The sequence below is a fragment of the Streptomyces sp. NPDC052721 genome, from assembly GCF_040678315.1.
GTDB lineage: Bacteria > Actinomycetota > Actinomycetes > Streptomycetales > Streptomycetaceae > Streptomyces.
On sequence record NZ_JBFATL010000028.1, the window covers coordinates 70,069 to 92,643 of the forward strand.

General features: G+C 71.5%; 22 protein-coding genes. 15 read left to right on the forward strand and 7 right to left on the reverse strand.

The features are described from left to right. Nucleotides 1–39: 39 nt before the first annotated feature. On the reverse strand, nt 40–4,107 hold the full coding sequence (scy, locus tag AB0L21_RS25220; protein WP_365786508.1) for a polarized growth protein Scy: 4,068 nt from the start codon (nt 4,105–4,107) through the stop codon (nt 40–42). A 206-nt stretch (nt 4,108–4,313) separates the two neighbouring features. Then, nucleotides 4,314–4,754: a methylmalonyl-CoA epimerase gene (gene mce / locus AB0L21_RS25225; protein WP_030656158.1), complete on the reverse strand. Its 441-nt coding sequence runs from the start codon at nt 4,752–4,754 to the stop codon at nt 4,314–4,316. 149 nt (nt 4,755–4,903) lie between these two features. Here mce and AB0L21_RS25230 point away from each other — a divergent pair, with 149 nt between their 5' ends. From AB0L21_RS25230 to AB0L21_RS25240, 3 genes are all read left to right on the forward strand, one after another. Next, nucleotides 4,904–6,103, forward strand: a complete 1,200-nt coding sequence (locus tag AB0L21_RS25230) for an acetyl-CoA C-acetyltransferase (RefSeq protein ID WP_365700603.1) — start codon at nt 4,904–4,906, stop codon at nt 6,101–6,103. 69 nt (nt 6,104–6,172) lie between these two features. After that, the gene (meaB, locus tag AB0L21_RS25235) at nt 6,173–7,129 is read left to right on the forward strand and encodes a methylmalonyl Co-A mutase-associated GTPase MeaB (RefSeq protein ID WP_365786509.1); all 957 of its coding nucleotides are present in this window, start codon (nt 6,173–6,175) and stop codon (nt 7,127–7,129) included. Between the two features lie 316 nt (nt 7,130–7,445). Beyond that, complete coding sequence (locus AB0L21_RS25240) at nt 7,446–8,705, forward strand: MFS transporter (RefSeq protein WP_365786511.1); 1,260 nt, start codon at nt 7,446–7,448, stop codon at nt 8,703–8,705. Nucleotides 8,706–8,755: 50 nt separating this feature from the next. On the opposite strand, the gene AB0L21_RS25245 is transcribed toward AB0L21_RS25240, so the two are convergent. From AB0L21_RS25245 to AB0L21_RS25260, 4 genes are all read right to left on the reverse strand, one after another. After that, a complete protein-coding gene (locus AB0L21_RS25245) occupies nt 8,756–9,232 on the reverse strand; it encodes a MarR family transcriptional regulator (RefSeq protein ID WP_365700611.1) in 477 nt (158 codons plus the stop codon). A gap of 92 nt (nt 9,233–9,324) precedes the next feature. After that, complete coding sequence (locus tag AB0L21_RS25250; protein WP_365786513.1) at nt 9,325–10,134, reverse strand: AIM24 family protein; 810 nt, start codon at nt 10,132–10,134, stop codon at nt 9,325–9,327. Further along, complete coding sequence (locus AB0L21_RS25255; protein ID WP_365786515.1) at nt 10,131–10,781, reverse strand: AIM24 family protein; 651 nt, start codon at nt 10,779–10,781, stop codon at nt 10,131–10,133. The genes AB0L21_RS25250 and AB0L21_RS25255 overlap by 4 nt, the downstream gene beginning before the upstream one ends. 1 nt (nt 10,782) lies before the next feature. After that, complete coding sequence (locus tag AB0L21_RS25260; protein WP_030656173.1) at nt 10,783–11,415, reverse strand: AIM24 family protein; 633 nt, start codon at nt 11,413–11,415, stop codon at nt 10,783–10,785. 153 nt (nt 11,416–11,568) lie between these two features. Between AB0L21_RS25260 and AB0L21_RS25265 the strand changes: the two genes are divergently transcribed. The 8 genes from AB0L21_RS25265 to AB0L21_RS25300 all read left to right on the forward strand — a co-directional run bounded on the left by AB0L21_RS25265 (nt 11,569) and on the right by AB0L21_RS25300 (nt 17,269). After that, the gene (locus AB0L21_RS25265) at nt 11,569–11,913 is read left to right on the forward strand and encodes a DUF3817 domain-containing protein (RefSeq protein ID WP_171152742.1); all 345 of its coding nucleotides are present in this window, start codon (nt 11,569–11,571) and stop codon (nt 11,911–11,913) included. Next, nucleotides 11,910–12,203, forward strand: a complete 294-nt coding sequence (locus tag AB0L21_RS25270; RefSeq protein ID WP_189891742.1) for an MTH1187 family thiamine-binding protein — start codon at nt 11,910–11,912, stop codon at nt 12,201–12,203. The genes AB0L21_RS25265 and AB0L21_RS25270 overlap by 4 nt, the downstream gene beginning before the upstream one ends. 143 nt (nt 12,204–12,346) lie before the next feature. Next, the gene (locus tag AB0L21_RS25275) at nt 12,347–13,099 is read left to right on the forward strand and encodes a hypothetical protein (protein WP_365786517.1); all 753 of its coding nucleotides are present in this window, start codon (nt 12,347–12,349) and stop codon (nt 13,097–13,099) included. After that, on the forward strand, nt 13,096–13,776 hold the full coding sequence (locus AB0L21_RS25280) for a DUF4166 domain-containing protein (RefSeq protein WP_365700619.1): 681 nt from the start codon (nt 13,096–13,098) through the stop codon (nt 13,774–13,776). Before AB0L21_RS25275 ends, AB0L21_RS25280 begins: the two co-directional genes overlap by 4 nt. After that, complete coding sequence (locus tag AB0L21_RS25285) at nt 13,773–14,423, forward strand: TetR/AcrR family transcriptional regulator (RefSeq protein WP_365700621.1); 651 nt, start codon at nt 13,773–13,775, stop codon at nt 14,421–14,423. The genes AB0L21_RS25280 and AB0L21_RS25285 overlap by 4 nt, the downstream gene beginning before the upstream one ends. 178 nt (nt 14,424–14,601) lie before the next feature. Next, a complete protein-coding gene (locus AB0L21_RS25290; protein WP_365700623.1) occupies nt 14,602–15,111 on the forward strand; it encodes a MarR family transcriptional regulator in 510 nt (169 codons plus the stop codon). Nucleotides 15,112–15,154: 43 nt separating this feature from the next. Further along, nucleotides 15,155–15,493, forward strand: coding sequence for a DUF3817 domain-containing protein (locus AB0L21_RS25295; protein WP_365700625.1), 339 nt, complete (start codon nt 15,155–15,157; stop codon nt 15,491–15,493). A 75-nt stretch (nt 15,494–15,568) separates the two neighbouring features. Continuing rightward, the gene (locus AB0L21_RS25300) at nt 15,569–17,269 is read left to right on the forward strand and encodes a methylmalonyl-CoA mutase family protein (RefSeq protein ID WP_365700627.1); all 1,701 of its coding nucleotides are present in this window, start codon (nt 15,569–15,571) and stop codon (nt 17,267–17,269) included. Between the two features lie 61 nt (nt 17,270–17,330). On the opposite strand, the gene AB0L21_RS25305 is transcribed toward AB0L21_RS25300, so the two are convergent. Next, on the reverse strand, nt 17,331–17,966 hold the full coding sequence (locus AB0L21_RS25305; protein WP_365700629.1) for a TetR/AcrR family transcriptional regulator: 636 nt from the start codon (nt 17,964–17,966) through the stop codon (nt 17,331–17,333). 209 nt (nt 17,967–18,175) lie between these two features. On the opposite strand from AB0L21_RS25305, the gene AB0L21_RS25310 reads away from it, so the two are divergent. From AB0L21_RS25310 to AB0L21_RS25325, 4 genes are all read left to right on the forward strand, one after another. Next, nucleotides 18,176–19,147: a tetratricopeptide repeat protein gene (locus AB0L21_RS25310; RefSeq protein ID WP_365786519.1), complete on the forward strand. Its 972-nt coding sequence runs from the start codon at nt 18,176–18,178 to the stop codon at nt 19,145–19,147. A gap of 624 nt (nt 19,148–19,771) precedes the next feature. Beyond that, nucleotides 19,772–20,410 (forward strand): DUF6230 family protein, encoded by a 639-nt coding sequence (locus AB0L21_RS25315; RefSeq protein WP_365700633.1) that lies wholly within the window; start codon nt 19,772–19,774, stop codon nt 20,408–20,410. A gap of 117 nt (nt 20,411–20,527) precedes the next feature. Further along, the gene (locus tag AB0L21_RS25320; protein ID WP_365700635.1) at nt 20,528–21,118 is read left to right on the forward strand and encodes a DUF6114 domain-containing protein; all 591 of its coding nucleotides are present in this window, start codon (nt 20,528–20,530) and stop codon (nt 21,116–21,118) included. Further along, nucleotides 21,108–22,538, forward strand: a complete 1,431-nt coding sequence (locus AB0L21_RS25325) for a hypothetical protein (protein WP_365700637.1) — start codon at nt 21,108–21,110, stop codon at nt 22,536–22,538. The genes AB0L21_RS25320 and AB0L21_RS25325 overlap by 11 nt, the downstream gene beginning before the upstream one ends. The last annotated feature ends 37 nt before the right edge of the window (nt 22,539–22,575 follow it).

Sequence of the window (22,575 nt, forward strand, 5' to 3'; positions counted from 1 at the left end):
GGCAAAGCCCCCAGAAGACACCCGAACGTACCTCTTACGCTAGCTGTCTGACGACTTGCCACCCGAACGAGGGGCGCCCACCGTGGCACCCGCCTTGACTCCGCTGTCCTTGCCGGACCCGGGGGCCTCGAAGGACTCCAACGCCTCCAGCACGTCCTGGACCCGGGAGATCTCCGCGTTGATGTCCTCGCGCCGGCGCACCAGGATCTCCAGCTCCCGCTTGCCCTCCTCGACCGTGCGCCGGGCCTCGCGGATCGCCTCCGCCTTCAGCTCCTCGGCCTCCTTGACGAGGCTGGCCTTCTTCTGCTCGGCCTCCTTGAGGAGCCCCTCCGCCTTCTTGACCGCGGCGATCCGCACCTTGCCCGCCTCGGAGCTGGCCTCGGAGACCAGCTCCTTGGCCTTGGCCTCGGCCTTCGCCAGCTGCTCCTCGGCGGCCTTGATGAGCGCGTCACAGCGGTCGCCGGTGGCCTTCATCGCCTCGGCGGCCTCGCGGCGGGCCCGCTCGTGCAGCTCCTCGATCTCGCTGGTGATGCGGTCGCGCAGCTCCTCCGCGCGCTGCCGGATCGCGGTGGCGTCCCGGCGGGCGCCGACCAGCAGCTCGTCCGCGTCCGTCCGGGCCTTCTCCACCAGCGAGTTGCCCTCGATGGTCGCCTCGGACACGATCCGCTCGGCCTCGCTGCGGGCCGCGCCGACCATCGTGTCGGCCTGCGACTCGGCGTCCGCGGTGGTCTTCAGCGCCTGCTGCTGCGCCTCGGTGAGCAGCTTGTCGGCCTCGGCCGTGGTCTCCGTGATGAGCTTGTCGACCTGCTCGGCCGCCTCCGAACGCCGCTTGTTGGCGTCCTTGCGGGCCTCGTCCAGGGTCCGCTCGGCCTCCTGGCGCGCGGAGTTGACGAGCCGTTCGGCCTCCGCCTCCGCGTCCGCCTTCGTCCGCTCGGCCTCGGCCCGCACCCGCTCCGCGTGCGCCTGCGCGGAACCGACGGTCTCGGCCGCCTCGGCACGCAGCCGCTCCGCCTCGGCGGTCGCCTCCCCGAGCAGCTGCTCGGCGTTCGCGACCGCCTCGGCACGGACCCGGTCCGCCTCGGCGGCCGTCTCGGTCTGGAGCCGTTCGGCCTCGTTGCGGGCCTCGGTGATGAGGGTGTCGGCTTGGGCGGCCGCGTCGGAGCGGATGCGGTTGGCGTCCTCGCGGGCGTCCGCCCGGGTACGGGCCGCCGCCTCGTTGGCCTCGGTGAGCGTCTCCGACGCCTCCGTGCGGATCCGCTCGGCCTCGGCGGCGGTCTCCGTCTGGAGCCGCTCGGCCTCCGCGATCGTCTCGGTCTGGAGCCGTTCGGCCTCGTTGCGGGCCTCGGTGATGAGGGTGTCGGCCTGGGTGGCCGCGTCGGAGCGGATGCGGTTGGCGTCCTCGCGGGCGTCCGCCCGGGTACGGGCCGCCGCCTGGTCGGCCTCGGCCAGCACGTCCGACGCCTCGGTGCGCACCCGCTGGGCGTACTCGCCCGCGTCCGCGCGCAGCCGCTCGGCCTCCGCGATGGCCTCCGCCATCGTCCGCTCGGCCAGCGTCTTCGCGGCCTGCGACTCCTCGTTCGCCTCGCGCCGGATCCGGGAGGCGTCCTCGCTCGCCCGCTCCCGCTCGGCGTAGGCGTCGGCGCGGACCCGGTCCGCCTCCTCCTCGGCCTCCCGGCGGGTACGGTCCGCCGCGTGCTCGGCGGCCGAGCGCAGACCGGCGATCTCCTCCTGCGCCTGCTCGTGCAGCCCGGCGACGGAGTCACGCACCTGCTGCGCGTGCTGCTCGGCGGCGGCGACCATCTCGGTGGCGCGCCGGTCGGCCTCCTCCACCAGCCGGGTGGCCTCGGCCTGCGCCTCCTCCACGCGCTTGCGGGCGGAGGCCAGCAGTTCCTCGCTCTGCTCGCGGGCCCGCTGCCGCTCCTGGTCGGCCTCCTCGCGGGCGGCGCCGAGGAGCTCCTCGGCCTCGCGGCGGCGCCGGGCGGCCTCCTCCTGCGCGGCGGCCAGCGTCTCGGACGCCTCCGTGCCGAGGCGTTCGGCGGCGGCCTGCGCCTCCGCGCGCACCCGGTCGGCGGTGTCCTGCGCCTCCGCCTTCATCCGCTCGGCCTCGGCGGCGGCCTCCGACCGCAGCCGTACGGCGATGGCCTCGCCCTCGGCGCGGGAGGCGGACGCGTCGGACGCGGCCTCGTTGCGCAGCCGATCGGCCTCGGCCTCGGCCTGCTGCTGGAGCGTACGGATCCGCTCGGCGGACTCCGCGCGCAGCCGCTCGGTCTCCTCGGCGGCCTCCCGGCGGATCCGGGCCGCCTCCGCGCGGGCGTCCGTCAGCGCCTGCTCGGCCGACGCCAGCCGGTCCTGCGCCTCGGTCTGAAGCCGGCTCAACTCCTCGGCGGCTTCGACACGACGGGACTCGACGGCCTTCTCGGTCTCCTCGCGCAGCTGCCGCGCGGCCTTCTCGGCGTCCGACCGGACCGTCTCGGCCTGCTCGGCGGCCTCGGCGCGCAGCCGCTCGGCCTCCTTGCGGGTGCGCTCCAGGGTCTCCTCGGCCTGCCGGCGCAGGCTGGTGGCCCGCTCGATGGCCTCGGTGCGGACCTTCTCGCTGTCGGCGGTCGCGGTCTGCCGCAGCTCGTCGGCGTCCGCCTTGGCCTTGGCCAGCAGCTCCTCGGCGGACCTGGCCGCCTCCTCGATCTGCGCCACCGCCTCCCGGCGGGCCTCGGCACGGATCGACTCGCCCTCGGCGACCGCGTCGGCGCGCAGCTGCTCGGCCTCGCCGCGCAGACGGCGGGCCTCCTCCTGCAGCTCGACCGTCTTGGCGCGGTACTCCTTGGTGTCGTCCTTCGCCGCGCCCTTGAGCTGCTCGGCGATGTCGTGCGCCTCGGCGCGCAGCCGGTCCGCCTCGGCCTCGGCCTCCGAACGGATCCGCTCGGCCTCCTCGGCGGCGGCCCTGGTGGTCTTCTGGGCGTCCTCGGACGCCTTGTTGAGGACGTCCTCGGCGGTCTTGGCCGCCTTGGACAGCTGAGTGGCCGTCTCCTCGGCGGTGATCGAGCGGGCCTTCTCGGCCGCCTCGGCGACGATCTTCTCGGCCTCCGCGCGGGCGTCCGCGACCAGCTGCTCGGCCTCGGACTTGGTCTGCTCGGCCTCCTTGGTGGCCTCCTCGACCAGCCGGGCGACCTGCTCCTTCGCGGTACGCGTGCGCGTCTCGTTGGCGGCCTCGGCGCTCGCGAGGGCCTTGGCGGCGGCCTCCTTCGCCTCCGTGACCACCTTCTCGGCCTCGGCCTGCGCCTTGCGCAGCGCCTCCTCGGCCGCCGCCATCCGCTCCTCGGCGGTCCGGCTCAGCTCGGCGGCCTGCCGGCGGGCCGCGTCCGACTCGGTGACCGTGGCCGTCCGCAGCTGCTCGGCGTGCTCGGTGGCCTCCTGCGCCTGCGTGGAGGCCGCGTTCAGCAGCCGTTCGGCGTCCGTGCGGGCCCGGCGCAGGATCTGTTCCGCCTCCGCGCGCGCCGCCTCGGCCTCGCTCTGCAGCCGCTCCCTGGCCTCCCGGGTCAGCCGTTCGGCCTCCGCGCGGGCGGCGGCCATCGCCTGCTCGGCCTCCGCGCGGGACTCCTCCAGCAGCCGGCGGGCCTGCTGCTCGGTGCGGGCCCGCAGCTGCTCGGCCCAGGCCACGTTCTCGTTGACGTGCGACTCGACGGTGGCCCTGCGCTCGGCCAGCTCCTGGTCCAGCTGCTGGCGCCGGGTCACCGCCTCCTGGTGCAGCTCGGCCTGGAGCCGGGCGGCCTGCTCGGCGTGCTCCTGCAGGATGCGCTGGGTCTGCGCGCGGGCCTGGCTCAGCTCCCGCTCGGCGTCCTGACGCAGCTGCTCGGCCTGCATCTGGGCGTTGCGGAGCAACTGCTCGGCCTGGTAGCCGATGTCACCCGCGTCGTAGGCGGGCCGGGTCATGAGGGTGCGCCGCGCCTCGTGCAGCTTGGCGCGCAGCACCTCGACCTGGTAGCCGAGGTCCTCGGCGTGCTGGATCGCCTTCTCGCGCTCGGTCCTCAGCCGCTTCATCTCGGCCTCGAACCGAGAGAGGTGGTCGACGTCAGCCGCCGGCTCTCGCTCCTGGCTCTCGTAGCCCCGCACTGCGCGGTCCCATCCGTCCCCTGGTCAGCTTCTCCAACGAGCTCCGTCCATCCGCCGAACGGGGCCCCCGGGGAATGGTGTCAGACAGACGGCGGAGCACGGGCTGCTGCCCCGACGCTCGTCCCCCGAAACCCGGACCCCGGCATGCGGCCGTCCCCGTTTCAGGGACGACCGCCCCCAACCCTACCGGCCCTTATGTACGGGGGTCAGTGCTCAGGTGACTCAACAGGGGCCGAAGTGACCAGTTCTGTGAGAACGCCATGGCAATCCTTGGGGTGCAGGAAGGTGATCCGCGACCCCATGGAGCCGCGTCGTGGCTCGTCGTACAGCACCCGGACGCCCTTTCCGCGGATGTCCGCGGCGTCCCCGTCGACGTCCGCCGTACCGAAGGCGATGTGGTGGACGCCCTCCCCGTTCTTCGCGAGCCACTTGCCGACCGCCGAGTCCTCGCGGGTCGGTTCCAGCAGCTGGAGGTAGGAGGCGCCGCCGTCCGAGGTCTCGTTGATCTTGAGCATGGCCTCCCGCACGCCCTGCTCCTCGTTGACCTCGGTGTGGAACACCTCGAAGCCGTACGTGGCCCGGTAGAACTCGACGGTCGCGTCGAGGTCGTGGCAGGCGATCCCGATGTGGTCGATTCGCGTCAGCATGGATTCAGTGCAGCGCTCCCCGGATGGTTACGCAACGTGCGCGCGATCACACCGACGGGCCGGTGACGCCATGTCCAACGGCTCAGTACATTCGAAGTAAACCCTCGTTCACTCCTCGGCTGTGTACAGCTGGAAGGGGATCGCACCTCATGTCTTCTGGAACGACCAGCTCGGTGATCGTCGCGGGCGCCCGGACGCCCATGGGGCGGCTGCTGGGCTCGCTGAAGTCCTTCTCCGGAGCCGACCTGGGCGGCTTCGCGATCAAGGCCGCCCTCGACCGTGCGGGGATCGGCGGCGACCAGGTGCAGTACGTGATCATGGGCCAGGTCCTGCAGGCCGGCGCCGGCCAGATCCCGGCCCGCCAGGCCGCCGTCAAGGCCGGCATCCCGATGAACGTCCCGGCGCTCACCGTCAACAAGGTGTGCCTCTCCGGCCTCGACGCCATCGCCCTCGCCGACCAGCTGATCCGAGCGGGTGAATTCGACATCGTCGTGGCGGGCGGCCAGGAGTCCATGACCAACGCCCCGCACCTGCTGCCCAAGACCCGCGAAGGGTACAAGTACGGCGCGGTCCAGATGCTGGACGCGATGGCCTACGACGGCCTGACCGACCCGTGGGAGAACATCCCGATGGGCGAATCCACCGAGAAGTACAACACCCGCCTCGGCATCGGCCGCGCCGAGCAGGACGAGATCGCCGCCCTGTCCCACCAGCGGGCCGCCGCCGCCCAGAAGAACGGCCTGTTCGAGGCCGAGATCACCCCGGTGGAGATCCCGCAGCGCAAGGGCGAGCCGGTGCTGTTCAGCAAGGACGAGGGCATCCGCGGTGACACCACCGCCGAGTCCCTGGGCAAGCTGCGCCCCGCCTTCGCCAAGGACGGCACGATCACCGCCGGCTCCTCCTCACAGATCTCGGACGGTGCGGCGGCCGTGGTCGTGATGAGCAAGGCCAAGGCCGAGGAGCTGGGCCTGACCTGGCTCGCCGAGATCGGCGCGCACGGCAATGTGGCCGGCCCGGACAACTCGCTGCAGTCCCAGCCGTCGAACGCCATCCAGCACGCCCTGAAGAAGGAGGGCCTGGAGGTCTCCGACCTGGACCTCATCGAGATCAACGAGGCCTTCGCCGCCGTCGCCGTGCAGTCAATGAAGGACCTCGGCGTGTCCACGGAAAAGGTGAACGTCAACGGCGGCGCGATCGCGCTGGGCCACCCGATCGGCATGTCCGGTGCCCGGCTCGTGCTCCACCTGGCGCTGGAGCTCAAGCGGCGCGGCGGCGGCGTCGGCGCGGCGGCGCTGTGCGGCGGCGGTGGCCAGGGTGACGCGCTGATCGTGCGGGTACCGAAGGCCTGAGACACCGTAGGTCTGATTCCGGTACGTCAGGTCTGATTCCGGTACGTCGGTGAAGTGAACGGAGCTGTGATGCAGGACGTCTCCTCTCTGGTGGCCCAGGCCAGGGAAGGCCGGCCGCGGGCCGTGGCCCGGCTGATCTCCCTCGTGGAGGGGGCGTCCCCGCAGCTGAGGGAGGTCATGGCGGCGCTGGCCCCGCTGACCGGCAACGCGTACGTGGTCGGCCTGACGGGCTCACCGGGCGTCGGCAAGTCCACCTCCACCTCCGCGCTCGTCACCGCGTACCGCAAGCAGGGCAAGCGGGTCGGCGTCCTGGCCGTCGACCCGTCGTCGCCGTTCTCCGGCGGCGCCCTGCTCGGCGACCGGGTCCGGATGTCGGAGCACGCCTCCGACCCCGGCGTCTACATCCGCTCCATGGCGACCCGCGGCCACCTCGGCGGCCTGGCCTGGGCGGCCCCGCAGGCCATCCGGGTGCTGGACGCGGCCGGCTGCGACGTGATCCTGGTCGAGACGGTCGGTGTGGGCCAGTCGGAGGTGGAGATCGCCTCCCAGGCGGACACCAGCGTCGTCCTCCTGGCCCCTGGCATGGGCGACGGCATCCAGGCGGCGAAGGCGGGAATCCTGGAGATCGGCGACGTGTACGTCGTCAACAAGGCCGACCGGGACGGCGCCGACGCCACCGCCCGCGAGCTGAACCACATGCTGGGCCTGGGCGAGGCCCGGGGCCCCGGCGACTGGCGCCCGCCGATCGTGAAGACGGTCGCGGCACGCGCGGAGGGCCTCGACGAGGTCGTGGAGGCCCTGGAGAAGCACCGGGCCTGGATGGAGGAGCGCGGGATCCTCGCGGAGCGCCGGAAGGCCCGCGCGGCCCGCGAGGTGGAGACCATCGCGGTGACGGCCCTCCGCGAACGCATCGGCGACCTGCACGGCGACCGCCGCCTCAGCGCCCTCGCCGAACGGATCGTCGCCGGCGAACTCGACCCGTACCGCGCGGCGGACGAACTGGTCACGGGCCTGACGGAGGGCTGAGGGCGGGGTCGTGCGCGGATCGTCGTTCGTCGGTGGGCTGGACTTCTGCCGTGCGGTGGAGGGGCTGGTTGCGCGGGTGACGGAGGCGGGAGTCGCGCGCGGATCGTCGGCGGTGCGTGGGAGTCCTCCCGTGCGGCGGACGGGCTGGTCGTGAGGCTGATCGAGGGCTGAGGGTCGCCGAAGCGGTGATCACGCTGCTACGTTGACCGGCATGTTCCTCTCCTTGGCGTAGAGCGCACCCGGGATCGCGGGGCCGGACACACGGCCATCGCGCCCTTCGGTGTCCCCTCTTTCGCCTCTCCCAGAGGAACCCCGCGTGTCCACGCCCCTTTCGCGGCCCTCGTACGCCGCCGTCCTGCGCGTCCCGCATGCGCGCCGCACCTTCACCGCTGCCCTGACGGCCCGCCTGTCCTACGGCATGGTCTCGCTCGCGGTGCTGCTGTCCGTCACCCACGCCACCGGGTCCTACGCCGTCTCCGGCACCGTGCTGTCCCTGTTCGGCGCCACGACCGTCTTCCTGATGCCGTTGCGGGCCAAGCTGATCGACCGCCACGGCCCGCGCCGGGCCCTGCCGCCGATGTCGACGCTGTACGGCGCCCTGCTGGGCGTCCTGGCCGTCCTGACCTGGCGTCCCGGCGCACCGGCGGCGGCCATCGGCCTCACCGCCGCCCTCGCGGGCTCCTGCGCGCCCCCGCTGGGCCCGACCATGCGTGCCCTGTGGTCCGAACTGGTGACGGACCGGGACCTTTTGCAACGCGCCTACAGCCTGGACGGCGTCGCCGAGGAACTGCTGTACGTCTCCGGCCCGGCCCTGATCGCCACACTCGGGGGCTTCGCCCCACCGGCCGCGGGAATCCTCCTCAGCGCGGCCCTGAACGTCGGGGGCACGTGCGCCTTCGTCACGTCCCCCACGATGGCCGCCCAGCGCCCGGCGCCTCGGAAGGAGGGATCCGCTGGGGTACGGCCGGCCGGGGACGGGGCCGCCTTGGTCCGGGGGCTGTTGCCCTCGGTCGTGGTCGCCCTCGGTGCGGGGCTGGCTCTCAGCGCCGTGGAACTGCTGGTGATGGCCTTCGCCACGGAACGTTCCTACGACCCCGCCCTGGTCCCCTGGGTCCTGGGCGCGCTTTCCGCGGGGAGCGCGCTGGGCGGCCTGGCCAACGGGGTGGTGCGGTGGCGTACGAGCGCCCGGGCCCGGCTGTGCCGGTTCGGGGCGGGCCTCGGCCTGGTGCTCGCGGCAGCCGGCCTGGCCCCCGGCCTGTGGACCCTCACGGCGGCCATGGCCTGCGCGGGAGCGTTCATCGCCCCGGCCCTGACGACGGCCTACCTGCTGGCCGACGAATCGGCCCCCGAGAGCGCCCGTACGCAGGCTGGGGCATGGGTGAACATGGCGGTGAACACGGGTAGCTCGGGCGGGGCGATGGCGGCCGGGTTGCTGATCGGCCGACTGCCGCTGCCCCTGTGCTTCACCCTTGCGGGCGGAACCGCCCTGGTAGCCGCCGTGGCCGCGGGCAGTCGCGTCGCCGGGGCGGCACGGGTGGGCTGGGGACGGCCCGTCTGGGGGAGGCATCCCCACTAGCGCCGGCCCACCCCCGCCCAGCTACCGCACCCTGAGCCGGCAAGCCCTGCTCAGGGACGCCCCCGCTGCCCCCGCAGATGCTCGGCGATGGGCTTCAGCGCCTTGTCCAGTTCCATCAGCGCGTCCGGCGACAGCAGATCGATGAAGTGCCGCCGCACCGACGCGACATGGTGCGGCGCGACCTTCTTCATCGTCTCCATGCCCTGCTCCGTGAGCACGGCGTACAGCCCTCGCCGGTCCGTGTCACAGTTCTCGCGGCGCACCAGGTTCGCGTTCTCCATACGCGTGATCTGGTGCGAGAGCCGGCTCTTGGACTGCATCGTCGCGGAGGCGAGGTCGCTCATCCGCATCCGCACGTCCTCCGACTCGGACAGGTTCACCAGGATCTCGTAGTCGTTCATTGTCAGGCCGAACGGCTGCAGATCCTTTTCGAGCTGGTACGTCAACAGCCTGTTGACCTCCAGGTGGGTGCGCCAAGCGCACTGCTCCGCATCGGTCAGCCAGCGCGTGGCCGTCTCGGTCTCCATGAATGAAGTCTACCTAAGAAGTTGAATGACGAACTACTTCGGATGGTGTGACAGTGCGCACGCGTTCGACGTCACACTCCGCAGACTACCGCTCACAGCCCGAAGCGACGCTGGAGGTCCCCCAGCTGTCCGGGAAGGCGCGGTACGCCCGACGATTGCGGACTGTGTCCGCTCGGCGCCGTTCCGCCACCGCCCGGCACCCCCGGTTCGGGAGGAATCGCCCCCGTGGCCCCCTCGGCCATCAGGGTCTCCGTCGACTGCAGCAGGACCGTCCCGGCGCCCACGAACTCGAACTGGTGCTCCTCCCCGGAGACCCCGCCGAGCCCCGTCATCGCACGTAGACCGCCCAGTACACCCGTCAGGTACCCGTGGTCGTAGTGATGGCACGGGGACGGGCAGTCGGCCCACCCGACGAGCGCCTGAGGGTCGACCCGGATCGGAGGTTCCATGAACACCACCGGCCCGTTAGATGCGGCCACAAACTTTCCGGTTCCGATAAGGGTCAGAAAACCCGGCACGATCGACTGCTTGAGCGCGAGACTTGGCTGAAAAGCGAGCAGATTGCCCGCGCGAATGGTCAAGTTCCCGTCGTCCAGGTCGTAGGAGTTGACGTCGAAGGCCCGGTCGGCCAGCAGCATCTTGCCGGAGCCCTCGGCGACGACCCAGTCGCTCGCGTGCAGTGGCGAATGGAACGACGTACGGACAAGTCGGTCGAGTCGCCCGTGCCCGATGCCGTTGAACTCGATCGTCCCGTAGTAGGCGATCATCTTCCCCTTCTGCAGGAACCACTGCCCGCCCTTCAGCTCCACGCAGAAGGTGTACGTGTTCACGTTGTCGTCGGCGGGCAGTGTCATCGGGTCGTACACGGCCGGCCCGGCGCCCGGAGTTCCGTAGGTGCTCACAGCTTCTCCTCCGAGGCCTGGACGTACACCGTGCCGTTGCCGCTCAGTTCCAGCTGGAAGGCCTCGCCGGAGCCCCGGCCCACCATGTCGCGCCAGCCGAGCGCGGTGGACAGCTTGTTGCGGACGTCGCCGTGGTGGGCGACGTAGGCCTGGGGGTCGACATGGACCGGGCGCTGCGGGGTGACCGGGATCTCGAAGACGCCGCCGTGCGCCATCACGGCCACCGCGCCCTGCCCCTGGAGGGTCGTCGTGAACAGGCCCTGGCCCGTGACCTGTCCGCGCACCATGCCCATGACCCCGCCCTGGGAGCCCATGAACATCGTCCCCTGTCGCAGCGTGCCCTCGAAGGCGAGCAGCCGGTCGGCCTCCACGTAGAGCGTGTCGCCGGTGAGGGTGATCACATGGACGTGGTGGCCGCCGTGCCCGAAGAAGACCGTGCCGCTGCCCTCCACGGTCATCAGCGGGGTCGCCTCGCCGGCCACCCTGCGCCCGATCATGGACATCAGCGCGCCCTGGCCGGCCTGGACGTTGGGCGTGAAGGACACGTCCCCCCGGTAGGCGAGCATCGCGCCGCGCTGACTGAACAGCCGCTGCCCCGGTGCCACCGTCGCCTCGACCATCTTGGAGTTGATCTCTCGGAAGGTCATCTCACAGGTCCCCCGCGATCGTGTTCCGCTCGCTCGGCTGCACGTACACCAGGCCGTCGCCCTCGAAGCGGATCTGGAAGGCCTCGCCGCCGCCCTCCCCGAGGAGCGTGCGGAACGTCACACCGGACTGGAAGGACTGCCGGACATTGCCCTGATGGGCCACGTAGGCGCCCGGGTCGACGATCAGCGGGTACTGCGGGCTGACCCGCAGGACGACCGCCGGCCCGTCCGAGACGATCGCCGCCTGGCCGTGGCCCTCCACGGTCGTCGTGAACAGGCCGTTGCCCTGCGAGGCCCCGCGCAGCCCCGTGAACGTCGTGCCCGTTCTGAGCCCCGCGTCCGTCGCCAGCAGGTTGCCCGCCTCGACGTAGAGCTTGTCGCCCTGGAGGCTCACCAGGTTGATCTCGGACGCCCGGTCCGCGAACCAGCAGGTCCCGTGTCCCTTCACCTCCATCACCGTCATCTGCTCACCGGTGAGCCGCCGGGTCACCATCCCGCGCAGCCCCTCGCCGCCACCGCTCAGCTTCTTGAAGGCCATCTGCCCGTCGTACGCGACCATCGAGCCGTTCTTCGCCTTCACGGCGTCCCCGGTCATGTCGACGGCGAGGACCTTGCTCCCTTGGAGCCGGAACATCGCCACGCTGCGAAAGTAGCGGCCGGGCGGGTGGACGGAACAGGGCCCATGGGTGGAGACCCACCCTGAGCGGACCCCTAAGGGCGCGGTTTGCCACAATGGGGGAACGCTTGTGCGTGCGTTCACAAACGACTCTCCCACCGAAGGTGACCCGTGGACATCAAGACCGCCACCGCCCTCCGCCGTCTCCGACTGGTCTCGGCCCCGGAGGCCGTGTCCTTCCTGATCCTGCTCCTCTGCTCGGTGCTGAAGCGGACCACGGACTTCAACGCGGTCCCCGTGATGGGCGCGGTCCACGGCGTCCTCTTCATCCTCTACGTGATCTTCTGGGCTGATGCCTGGAACCGCGCCAAGTGGCCGCTGGGGACGGCGGCCCTCTACTTCGTCCTGTCGGTGCTGCCCACCGGCGGCTTCTTCGCCGAGCGCAAGCTGCGCCGCGAGGCCGAGGACGCCGTCATCGCCGCCCGTGCCCGCAAGGAAGGGGTCGTGAACGCATGATCGTCGCCTTCTCCGTGACGCCCCTCGGTGTCGGTGAGGACGTGGGGGAGTACGTCGCCGACGCCGTCCGCGTGGTCCGCGAGTCGGGCCTGCCCAACCGCACCGACGCCATGTTCACCTCGATCGAGGGCGAGTGGGACGAGGTCATGGACGTCGTCAGGCGGGCCGTCGCCGCCGTGGAGGCGCGCGCCCCGCGGGTCTCGCTCGTCCTCAAGGCCGACATCCGGCCCGGCGTGACCGACGGGCTCACGTCCAAGGTGGAGACCGTCGAACGGCACCTGGCCCAGTAACGCGGCCCGTCGGCGAAACCCCCGGTCCCACAGGGCCGGGGTTTTGTCGTACCACCCCTTTGAGCGACTGCTCAAAAAGGTGTACGTTCGGCGCCAGAGGGTTTGAGCATTCGCTCAAACTCCGTGCTCACGTGGGGGAACACATGGGTCTCTACACAGAGACGCACATCCGCGCCGACCTCGACGAGCTATGGGCCCGCACCCAGGACCCCGCCCGCCACCAGCGCTGGGACCTGCGCTTCACCGAGATCGAGTACCTCCCGCGCGCGGAGGGCGAGCCGCAGCGCTTCCGGTACGCCACGCGCGTGCTGCCGTTCCTCACGGTCTCCGGCACCGGCGTGGCCGCCGGCGAGAAGGAACGCCCCGACGGCACCCGCACCTCCGCCCTGCGCTTCGCCTCCCCGCACCCCCTCTCCCTTATCGCCGAGGGCAGCGGTTACTGGCGCTACGTCCCCGACGCCCACGGCGTCCGCTTCCTCACCGGCTACGACTACCGCCCCCGCTGGGGAGCCCCCGGCGCCCTCGCCGACCGCCTGCTGTTCCGCCCGCTCATGGGCTGGGCCACCGCCTGGTCCTTCGACCGGCTCCGGCTGTGGCTGGAGCGGGGCATCACCCCCGAGCGGGCCCTGTACCGCTGGCTGGCTGAACTCGCGGTCCGCGCGCTCCTGCTCGCCCTGTGCCTGACCGGACTGGGACGGGGCTCGCTCCCCGGCCCGTCCGGCCCCTTCGCGGACTCGCTGGCCTACCTCTGCCCGCTCCTGCTCCTGCTCGGCGTCTCCCTGGCCCTGTTCAAGGCACCGCTCGCCGGCACCCCGGCCGCCCGCCGCTGCCTGCGCGCCCCCGCCACCCGGACCCGCGCGCCCCACCTCCTGCGCGCCCTGGAGGAGCAGCGATGACCTCGATCTTCCAGACCGCCATGGGACCCGGGTTCCAGCGCCTCCACCCCGCCCTGCGGCGCCGCTTCTCGGTGGGCCTGGCCGGCGGCGAGGCATGCACCGGCCGGGGCGTGATGGACCGGATCTGGCACGGTCCGGCCTTCGTGAAACCGTTCCTCGCCCTGGGCGCCACCCGGAACATCCTGGTCCCGAGGGCCGGCCGGAACGTCCCCTTCATGATCGAGAACGTGCCGTACACGGACACGTTCGGCCGTGAGACGGTGAGCTTCGTGCGCACCTTCCACCTGCCCGGCCGCGCCCGCCGTTTCGACGCCCAGATGGTGCTCGGCCCCCGCGGCGACCGCGTCCTCGACTACCTCGGCACCCACCAGCACCTCGCGACCGACCTGCGCTTCCACGCCGAACCCGACGGCTCCCTGCTCATCCGCTCCGGCGCGCACCGGTTCCGGGAGGGCCCGGTGGACGTCCGCGTCCCCGAACTCATCGGCGCGACGGCCGAGGTACGGGAGTCGTACGACGAGACGGCCGGCCGCTTCCGTATCCGCGTCCGCGTGGTGAACCGCTGGTTCGGTCCGCTCTTCGGCTACGAGGGCTCCTTCACCGTGTCGTACACCGACGTCCGTACCCGCGGCGTACGGCCCGGACTGCGCCCGGTGCGGGAGGAGGCGCGCGCGTGAGCCCGGAGACCGCGAAGGCGCAGGAGACCAAGACGAAGCTGCTGGAGGGCGCGCTGCGGACGCTCACCGAGCAGGGCATCGCCAAGACGTCGGCCCGTACGGTGGCGGCGGCGGCCGGGGTCAACCAGGCGCTGGTCTTCTACCACTTCGGATCGGTGGACGAGCTGCTCGCCGCGGCCTGCCGGTACGGCGCGCGGAAGGCCGTGGCCCGGTACCGCGAGCGCCTCGCCGCGGTGGACTCGCTCTCCGAACTCCTCGCCGTCGGCCGCGAGATCCATGAGCACGAGCGGGCCGGCGGCCATGTGGCCCTCCTCGGCCAGCTGCTGGCCGGCGCCCCCACGCACGCCGCACTGGGTCCGGCGACGGCCGACGGTCTGCGGCTGTGGATCAACGAGATCGAGCAGGTGCTCCGACGCGTGCTGGCGGCGACCCCCTTCGGCGAGTTCGCCGACCCGGCGGGGCTGGCGCGGGCGGTGGCCGCGTCGTTCGTCGGCATCGAACTGTACGAGGGAGTGGACGAGGCCGGCGCGCACGCGGCGCTCGATGCCCTGGAACAGCTGGGCGCGCTCGTCGCCGCGGTGGAGTCCCTGGGCCCGGTCGCCCAGCGGGCCGTCCGGCATCAGCTGCGGCGGCGGGGGCGCGGCTGACAGCTCGCGTGGCCGGGGTCCGCGGGCGGGTGCGGGTGCGTCATGGCTGGTCATGCGGCTCCCCGCGCCCTGGATCGGCTGCCCGCCCGGAGCCGTCGGTACGCGCTCGTGAGCGGCCGGGGACCGAAAGGCGAGACGGAGCTGACCGGCATATGACCGGCCGGTAGGGTCTGATGACGTGCCGAAGCCTCTCAGCCTCCCGTTCGACCCCATCGCCCGCGCCGACGAACTCTGGAAGCAGCGGTGGGGGAAGGTGCCGTCCATGGCCGCGATCACCTCGATCATGCGGGCGCAGCAGATCCTGCTCTCCGAGGTGGACGCGGTGGTCAAGCCGTACGGGCTGACGTTCGCCCGGTACGAGGCGCTGGTGCTGCTCACCTTCTCCAAGGCCGGTGAGCTGCCGATGTCCAAGATCGGTGAGCGGCTGATGGTGCATCCCACGTCCGTGACGAACACGGTGGACCGGCTGGTGAGGTCGGGGCTGGTCGCCAAGCGGCCCAACCCCAACGACGGGCGCGGCACGCTCGCCGTCATCACCGACAAGGGGCGCGAGGTGGTCGACGCGGCCACCCGCGACCTGATGGCCATGGACTTCGGGCTCGGGGTGTACGACGCCGAGGAGTGCCAGGAGATCTTCGCGCTGCTGCGCCCGCTGCGGATCGCGGCGCACGACTTCGAGGAGCAGTGACCCGGGGCAAGATCTCCCGGAACGGGTGGTTACGCTCGACTCCATGAAAAAGAGCGTGCTGACCCGCTACCGCGTCATGGCCTACGTCACCGGTGTGCTGCTGGTGCTGCTGACCCTCGGCTGCATCGCCAAGTACGGGCTGGAGCTGGACGGGGCCGACAGCTTCGTCAAGGTCGTCGGTATCGCGCACGGCTGGCTCTACGTCGTGTACCTGATCTTCGCGTTCGACCTGGGATCCAAGGCGAAGTGGCCGGTCGGCAAGCAGCTGTGGGTGCTGCTGGCCGGGACGATCCCCACGGCCGCCTTCTTCGTCGAGCGCAAGGTCAGCCAGGAGCTGGAGGCCCGGGTCGCCGACGAGACCCCGGCCGTCGCCAAGGCGTAGCGGGTACCGCCGTACGGATGCCGTGCGGCGGTCTGCCATCGACATTTACTAGGACGTCCAAGTAAATTCGAGGGTATGGACGCTCACGCCATCGAGGAGGGCCGCCGACGCTGGCAGGCCCGCTACGACGCCGCGCGCAAGCGCGACGCGGACTTCACCACGCTCTCCGGCGACCCCGTGGAGCCGGTGTACGGGCCCCGACCGGGCGACAGGTACGACGGATTCGAGCGGATCGGCTGGCCCGGGGAGTACCCCTTCACGCGCGGGCTCCATCCGACCGGCTACCGCGGCCGTACCTGGACGATCCGGCAGTTCGCCGGGTTCGGCAACGCCGAGCAGACCAACGAGCGGTACAAGATGATCCTCGCCGCCGGCGGCGGGGGTCTGTCCGTCGCCTTCGACATGCCGACGCTCATGGGGCGTGACTCCGACGATCCCCGCTCCCTCGGCGAGGTCGGGCACTGCGGGGTCGCCATCGACTCGGCCGCCGACATGGAGGTGCTGTTCAAGGACATCCCGCTGGGGGATGTGACGACCTCCATGACCATCAGCGGGCCCGCCGTGCCCGTCTTCTGCATGTACCTGGTCGCCGCCGAGCGGCAGGGCGTCGATCCGGGGGTGCTCAACGGGACCCTCCAGACCGACATCTTCAAGGAGTACATCGCCCAGAAGGAGTGGCTCTTCCAGCCCGAGCCCCATCTGCGGCTGATCGGCGACCTGATGGAGTACTGCGCGGCGGGCATCCCGGCGTACAAGCCGCTCTCCGTCTCCGGGTACCACATCCGGGAGGCCGGGGCCACGGCCGCGCAGGAGCTGGCGTACACGCTGGCGGACGGGTTCGGGTACGTCGAGCTGGGGCTCAGCCGCGGTCTCGACGTCGACGTCTTCGCGCCCGGCCTGTCCTTCTTCTTCGACGCGCACGTCGACTTCTTCGAGGAGATCGCCAAGTTCCGGGCGGCCCGCCGGATCTGGGCGCGGTGGATGCGGGACGTGTACGGCGCGACGTCCGAGAAGGCGCAGTGGCTGCGGTTCCACACGCAGACCGCGGGAGTCTCGCTGACCGCGCAGCAGCCGTACAACAACGTGGTGCGTACGGCGGTGGAGGCGCTGGCCGCCGTGCTCGGCGGGACCAACTCGCTGCACACCAACGCGCTCGACGAGACCCTTGCCCTGCCCTCCGAGCAGGCCGCGGAGATCGCGCTGCGCACCCAGCAGGTGCTGATGGAGGAGACCGGGGTCGCCAATGTGGCCGATCCGCTGGGCGGGTCCTGGTACGTCGAGCAGCTGACGGACCGGATCGAGGCGGACGCGGAGAAGATCTTCGAGCAGATCAAGGAGCGGGGGCTGCGGGCTCACCCGGACGGGCGGCACCCGATCGGGCCCATCACGTCCGGGATCCTGCGCGGGATCGAGGACGGGTGGTTCACCGGGGAGATCGCGGAGTCCGCGTTCCGGTACCAGCAGGCGCTGGAGAAGGGGGACAAGAAGGTCGTCGGCGTCAACGTCCACACCGGGTCCGTCACCGGTGACCTGGAGATTCTGCGGGTCAGCCATGAGGTGGAGCGGGAGCAGGTGCGGGTGCTCGCCGAGCGCAAGGCCGCGCGGGACGAGGCGGCCGTGCGGGCGGCGCTGGACGGGATGCTCGCCGCGGCCCGGTCCGGGGCCAACATGATCGAGCCGATGCTGGAGGCTGTGCGGGCCGAGGCGACGCTGGGGGAGATCTGCGGGGTGCTGCGGGACGAGTGGGGGGTGTACACGGAGCCGGCCGGCTTCTAGGCACCGTTGGCTCGTGGGGGCCCACCAGGGGGCTCCGCCCCCTGGACTTCCCGGCCTGTGCTCACCCGCCATCCGGCTCGGCCGGCTGGGAGGTGAGCCCCAGCAGCAGCAGCCGCGTGAAGCTGCGGACCCAGTTCTCGTCCGCCGGTTTGCCGCTGACCAGGGTGCGGTGGACCACCGCGCCCGCGACCACGTCGAAGATGAGGTCCACCGTGCGGGCGGACTCTCCGGGGTCCGGTTCCGGGGGCAGTTCGCCGCGGCGCTGGGCCCGGGCGCGGCCCTCCAGGACCAGGCGCATCTGGCGGTCCACGATGGAGGCGCGGACGCGTTCGCGCAGGGCGTCGTCGCGGGTGGCCTCGGCGACCACCGCCATCAGGCCGCTCTTGGCCTCCGGCCGGGCCAGGATCGCGGCGAACTGGAGTACGACGCCCTCGATGTCGGCGGCGAGGCTGCCGCGGTCGGGGAGTTCCAGCTCGTCGAAGAGTTCCGCCACGGCGTCCACGACCAGCTCGTTCTTGCCGGCCCAGCGGCGGTAGAGCGTCGTCTTCGCAACCCCGGCCCGCGTGGCGACGTCCCCCAGGGTGAGTTTCGACCAGCCGAGTTCGACCAGAGCCTCCCGGGTCGCGGCCAGGATCGCGGTGTCCGCGGCGGCGCTGCGCGGGCGCCCGGTACGGCTGGCGGGAGTGCGGCTCTGCATCCCCTGACCATAACCGGCGGGATCTGTGCGGTCGTGAGGGAGATCACCGGGGCGTGGTGTCGCGCGGCGCCCTCATGGCATTACGCTACGGGTCGTAGCGAAAGCTCGTGAGGGACGTACGCGAGCGACGACCACCAGGCGTGGGGTGGGGACCCGGCGCCGCACATCGCTTTTTTTCATCAGACGCGGGATCGGGGGAGGATAGACGCATGCAGCCACGGAACATGTCCATGAGCGGTGTCGTCGACCTCGCCGCGGTGAAGGCGGCCCAGGAGGCCAAGGCCAAGGCGGAGCAGGCGCGCGCCGAAGCCGCCCGGCAGGGCGGGACGGGGGCCGTCTCCCCGGCCGATCTCGTCATCGACGTCGATGAGGCGGGGTTCGAGCGGGACGTCCTGCAGCGTTCCGCCGAAGTCCCGGTCGTCATCGACTTCTGGGCCGAGTGGTGTCAGCCCTGCAAGCAGCTGAGCCCGGTCCTGGAGCGGCTGGCCGTCGAGTACAACGGGCGCTTCCTCCTCGCCAAGATCGACGTCGACGCCAACCAGATGCTGATGCAGCAGTTCGGGATCCAGGGCATCCCGGCCGTGTTCGCCGTCGTGGCGGGCCAGGCGCTGCCGCTCTTCCAGGGGGTGGCCGGCGAGGAGCAGATCCGGCAGACCCTGGACCAGCTCGTGACGGTCGCCGAGCAGCGCTTCGGGCTGACCGGTCTGACCGTCGACCCCGACGCGGAGCCGGGCGGTGCCCCGCAGGCCGCGGCGCCCGAGGGGCCGTACGACGCCGCGCTGAACGCCGCCGCGCAGGCGCTGGACGCCGGCGACCTGGGCGGGGCCGTCCAGGCGTACAAGAACGTGCTGGCCGACGACCCGGCCCACCCGGAGGCCAAACTGGGCCTGGCGCAGGCCGAGTTGCTCCAGCGGGTGCAGGGCATGGACCCGCAGAAGGTGCGCCAGGACGCCGCCGGCAAGCCGAAGGACGCGCAGGCGCAGATCGCCGCCGCCGACCTGGACCTGGTGGGCGGGCACGTCGAGGACGCCTTCGGGCGGCTCATCGAGACCGTGCAGCGCACGGCGGGTGACGACCGGGAGGCGGTACGGCTCCGGTTGCTGGAGCTGTTCGAGGTCGTGGGCCAGGAGGACCCGCGCGTGGTGGGCGCACGCAGGGCGCTCGCGCGCGCCCTGTTCTGACCAGTCGCTAAACGCCACGGCTTGTGATGCCGGGGTGAAAGGTTTGCCGACGAGGCGTCGCGGTGGCCGCACTTTACCAAATCTTGGTAATCGCGGTCACTGTTACTGCGAGTAAAACGAGGCCGTTGGTCTGTCTGGATTCGTCCAGGGATCAACGGCTTTGCTCTGCCCTTCGATGCCACCGAGCGTCGCACTCCGAGACCGGTCGGTCGTCCTCCGGTTATCCCGCCGTTACTAGCCAGTAACGAACCCCCTTGTGTCCAGGCCGAGAATGCACCACGATCGGCGACGCTCGGTCCATTCCCGTACCCCGGCAGCCGGTCGGGTCACCGGGAGACTCTGGGTCCCCACCGAGCAGAGCCGGCGGCAGTGGCGCCGGGTCTAGGGCAGGGGGGTCTTCGCCGGCCGGCGAAGCCTGCCCAGCAGGGTTGTGCGTGATGCGTGTCAGGCGCGACCAGTGGTTGTCGCTCGGGGGTGATCGCCGGTGATTCGGGCGCGGTTCGCGCCGCCGAGCGCGGGCGCTCTCCTTCCCGAGGACGTAGCACTTCTCCCATCCCTGCCCGGCTGAGCCGCTGATTCGGGGCGAGCCCGGGCCAGGAGATGTACGTCCGAGAAGGAGGAAATATGGAGTCCCAGGTGCGTGGCGGGACCAGATGGAAGCGGTTCGCTGTGGTCATGGTGCCCAGCGTGGCCGCCACGGCGTGTATAGGTGTCGCCCTCGCGCAGGGTGCTCTCGCCGCCTCGTTCAGCGTGTCCGGCCAGTCGTTCAAGGTGTCCGCCGACCAGCTCGTCGGCACCGGCTTCTCGCAGTACGGCGCCATCGACAGCGGCTACACGCTGGACGGCAAGAAGACGGCCCACCCGGTGGCCGTCTCGGCGTTCAAGCACGCCGAGATCACCAACCTGTGCCAGTCCGTGGTCACGCCCGACGTGCCGATCTTCGGCAACGTCAGCCTGATCCTGCGGGCCGGCGGCGCGGGCCACGACAAGGTCCAGGCCGACAACATCTACATCGACGTTGCCGACCTCAACGCCGACGCGACGTTCGAGAACATCGACATCGGTGTGGCCGCCAAGGACGCCTCCAAGGGTCCGGGCATGAAGGGCGGCGGCGAGCAGGCCAACCCGTACGGGTTCGCCCAGCAGGCCGACAAGGCCACGCTGTCCGACGTGAAGCAGACGGCGTGGGCGACCACCGCCGGAACCTTCAAGCTCAGCGGCCTGAAGATGTCGCTGTCGACGGGTGTCAAGGAGTGCTACTAAGCACTCGCTGACGGGCGGGGGAGCCGGTGGCGCCCCCGCCCGTCCACACTCCGGCCGCGTCCTCACACGCGGCACACATCACCACCACAGCAACGCCGCACCAGGGAGCTGTTTTCCATGAGCGCCGAGACTCCTGCCGCCGCACCCGGCCAGTTCACCCGCCGGAGGCTGCAGTTCCGCGCCTGGCGGGGCACGCGGCCGTTCTGGGCCGGTCTGTTCGTCATGCTCGGCGGCCTTCCGATCATGTACTTCCCGTACGCCCACCTCCAGCTCGGACACCTGACGCTGGCCATGGCGACCACCGCGGGAGCCGGGTCCCTGATCATCGGTGTGCTGCTCATCGTCCTGGGCATCAGCCTCTGGTTCCAGAAGCACGTACGGACCTTCGCGGGAGTCGCCGCGATCCTGCTCGCGCTGGTGTCCATCCCCGTGTCCAACTTCGGCGGCTTCGTCATCGGCTTCCTGCTCGCGCTGATCGGCGGAGCGCTGGCCGTGGCCTGGGCGCCGGGCGCGCCTCCGCAGCAGCAGCCGCCGGCCGGGGCCACCCCGGACGAGGGCGGCGCCCCCGACACGGCCCCGCTGCCGGACCAGGGCACGACCCCGGCGGCCGGCGCGGGCCCGGCCGGGCCGTACAAGGCGCCGTGGGAGAACGACCTGTCAGGAACGAGCCCGGCCAACGGGGCGAACGGGAGGCACAGTGCCGGCTGACGAGGTGACCCGCGGGACCGACGTGGACGGGTCCCGCGCGAGAACCGGGCCCCGCCACGCGGCCCCCAGAAAGCCGCTGTTCACCAGGTTCCACATGCCGGCCGGCAAGGCGATAGCCTCGGTGGCCATGCCCACGGCGGTGCTCATGGGCATGGGCTTCACCTCCACGCTCGCCCTCGCCGACAACAACGGCGGCCCGTCCCCGTCGACGTCGGCGAAGAGCCTGACGGCCGACGAGTACAAGGACTGCGTGAAGGCGCTGGACGACGGCTCCAAGGACCCCTCGGCCTCGCCGTCGCCGTCCGCGTCCCAGAGCACGCCGGCCTCGCCGTCGCCGTCGGAGACCACCGGGAGCGGGAAGACACAGGAGCCGGGCGGCACCTCTTCGTCGGATTCAGGTTCCGGCGACAAGGACACGCCCGAGCCGACCGCGACCTCGGGGTCCTCCGGCTCCGGTTCGGGCTCCGGCTCCGGTTCCTCGGACTCCGGTTCGGCGGGCTCGGGTTCGGGATCGGGTTCCGGTTCGGGCTCGGGTTCCAGCGGTGACACGACCACGCCGACGCAGTCGCAGACCCAGAGCGGCGGCGGGAACGTCCTCGACACCATCGGCGACACGCTCGGTGACCTCCTCACCGGCGGCGACAAGGACTCCGGTACGTCGTCGCAGACGCCGGCCCCGACGCCGTCCGCGTCCCAGTCGTCCGCCGCGGGCACCTCCGACACGTCGTCCACGGGCACCTCGTCCAGTGGCGGCAAGGACTCCGGCGGCGGCACCTCCGACACCGTCAAGGACACGGTGAAGAAGGCCACGGACACGGCCAAGGACACCGTCGAGGGCACCACCGGCACCGTCTCCAAGACGGCCGGGGACGCCACGAAGGCGGCCGGGGACGCGACCGCGTCGGCCACGCCGAGCCCGTCGGCGAGCGAGTCCGCCTCGGCCGACGACTGCCCGGTGGCCACGGACGACGAGGGCGGCGTCGACAACAAGGTGCCGGTGGCGGACGACCCCTGGTACCTGAACGCCAGCTCCCTGCTCCTCAAGGGCGCCGACTACCAGGGCATCGTCGAGGTGAAGACGGCGGGCGGCACCACCAAGAAGGTGCTGAAGTACGTCATCTCCGGCGGCACCGACATCGGCGACCTGCACCAGACGGTGAAGGACAAGCAGGCGAACAAGACGTACCACGTCCAGGCGGCCAAGGGCTCGACGTCCACCATCACCGGCGGCGACACGGTGATGTACACCGAGAGCATCTCGGGCAACCTGTTCGGGCTGATCCCGGTGACGTTCAGCCCCGACAGCCCGCCCCCGCTGAACATCCCGCTGATCTACTTCACCGACGTCAAGGTGACCCAGGCGGCCCAGTTCGGCGGCAACCTGCACGTGCCGGGCATGCACGTGTACACGACCGACTGAGCGGTCGTACAAGCCAGTTCGGGAGCCGCAACACACC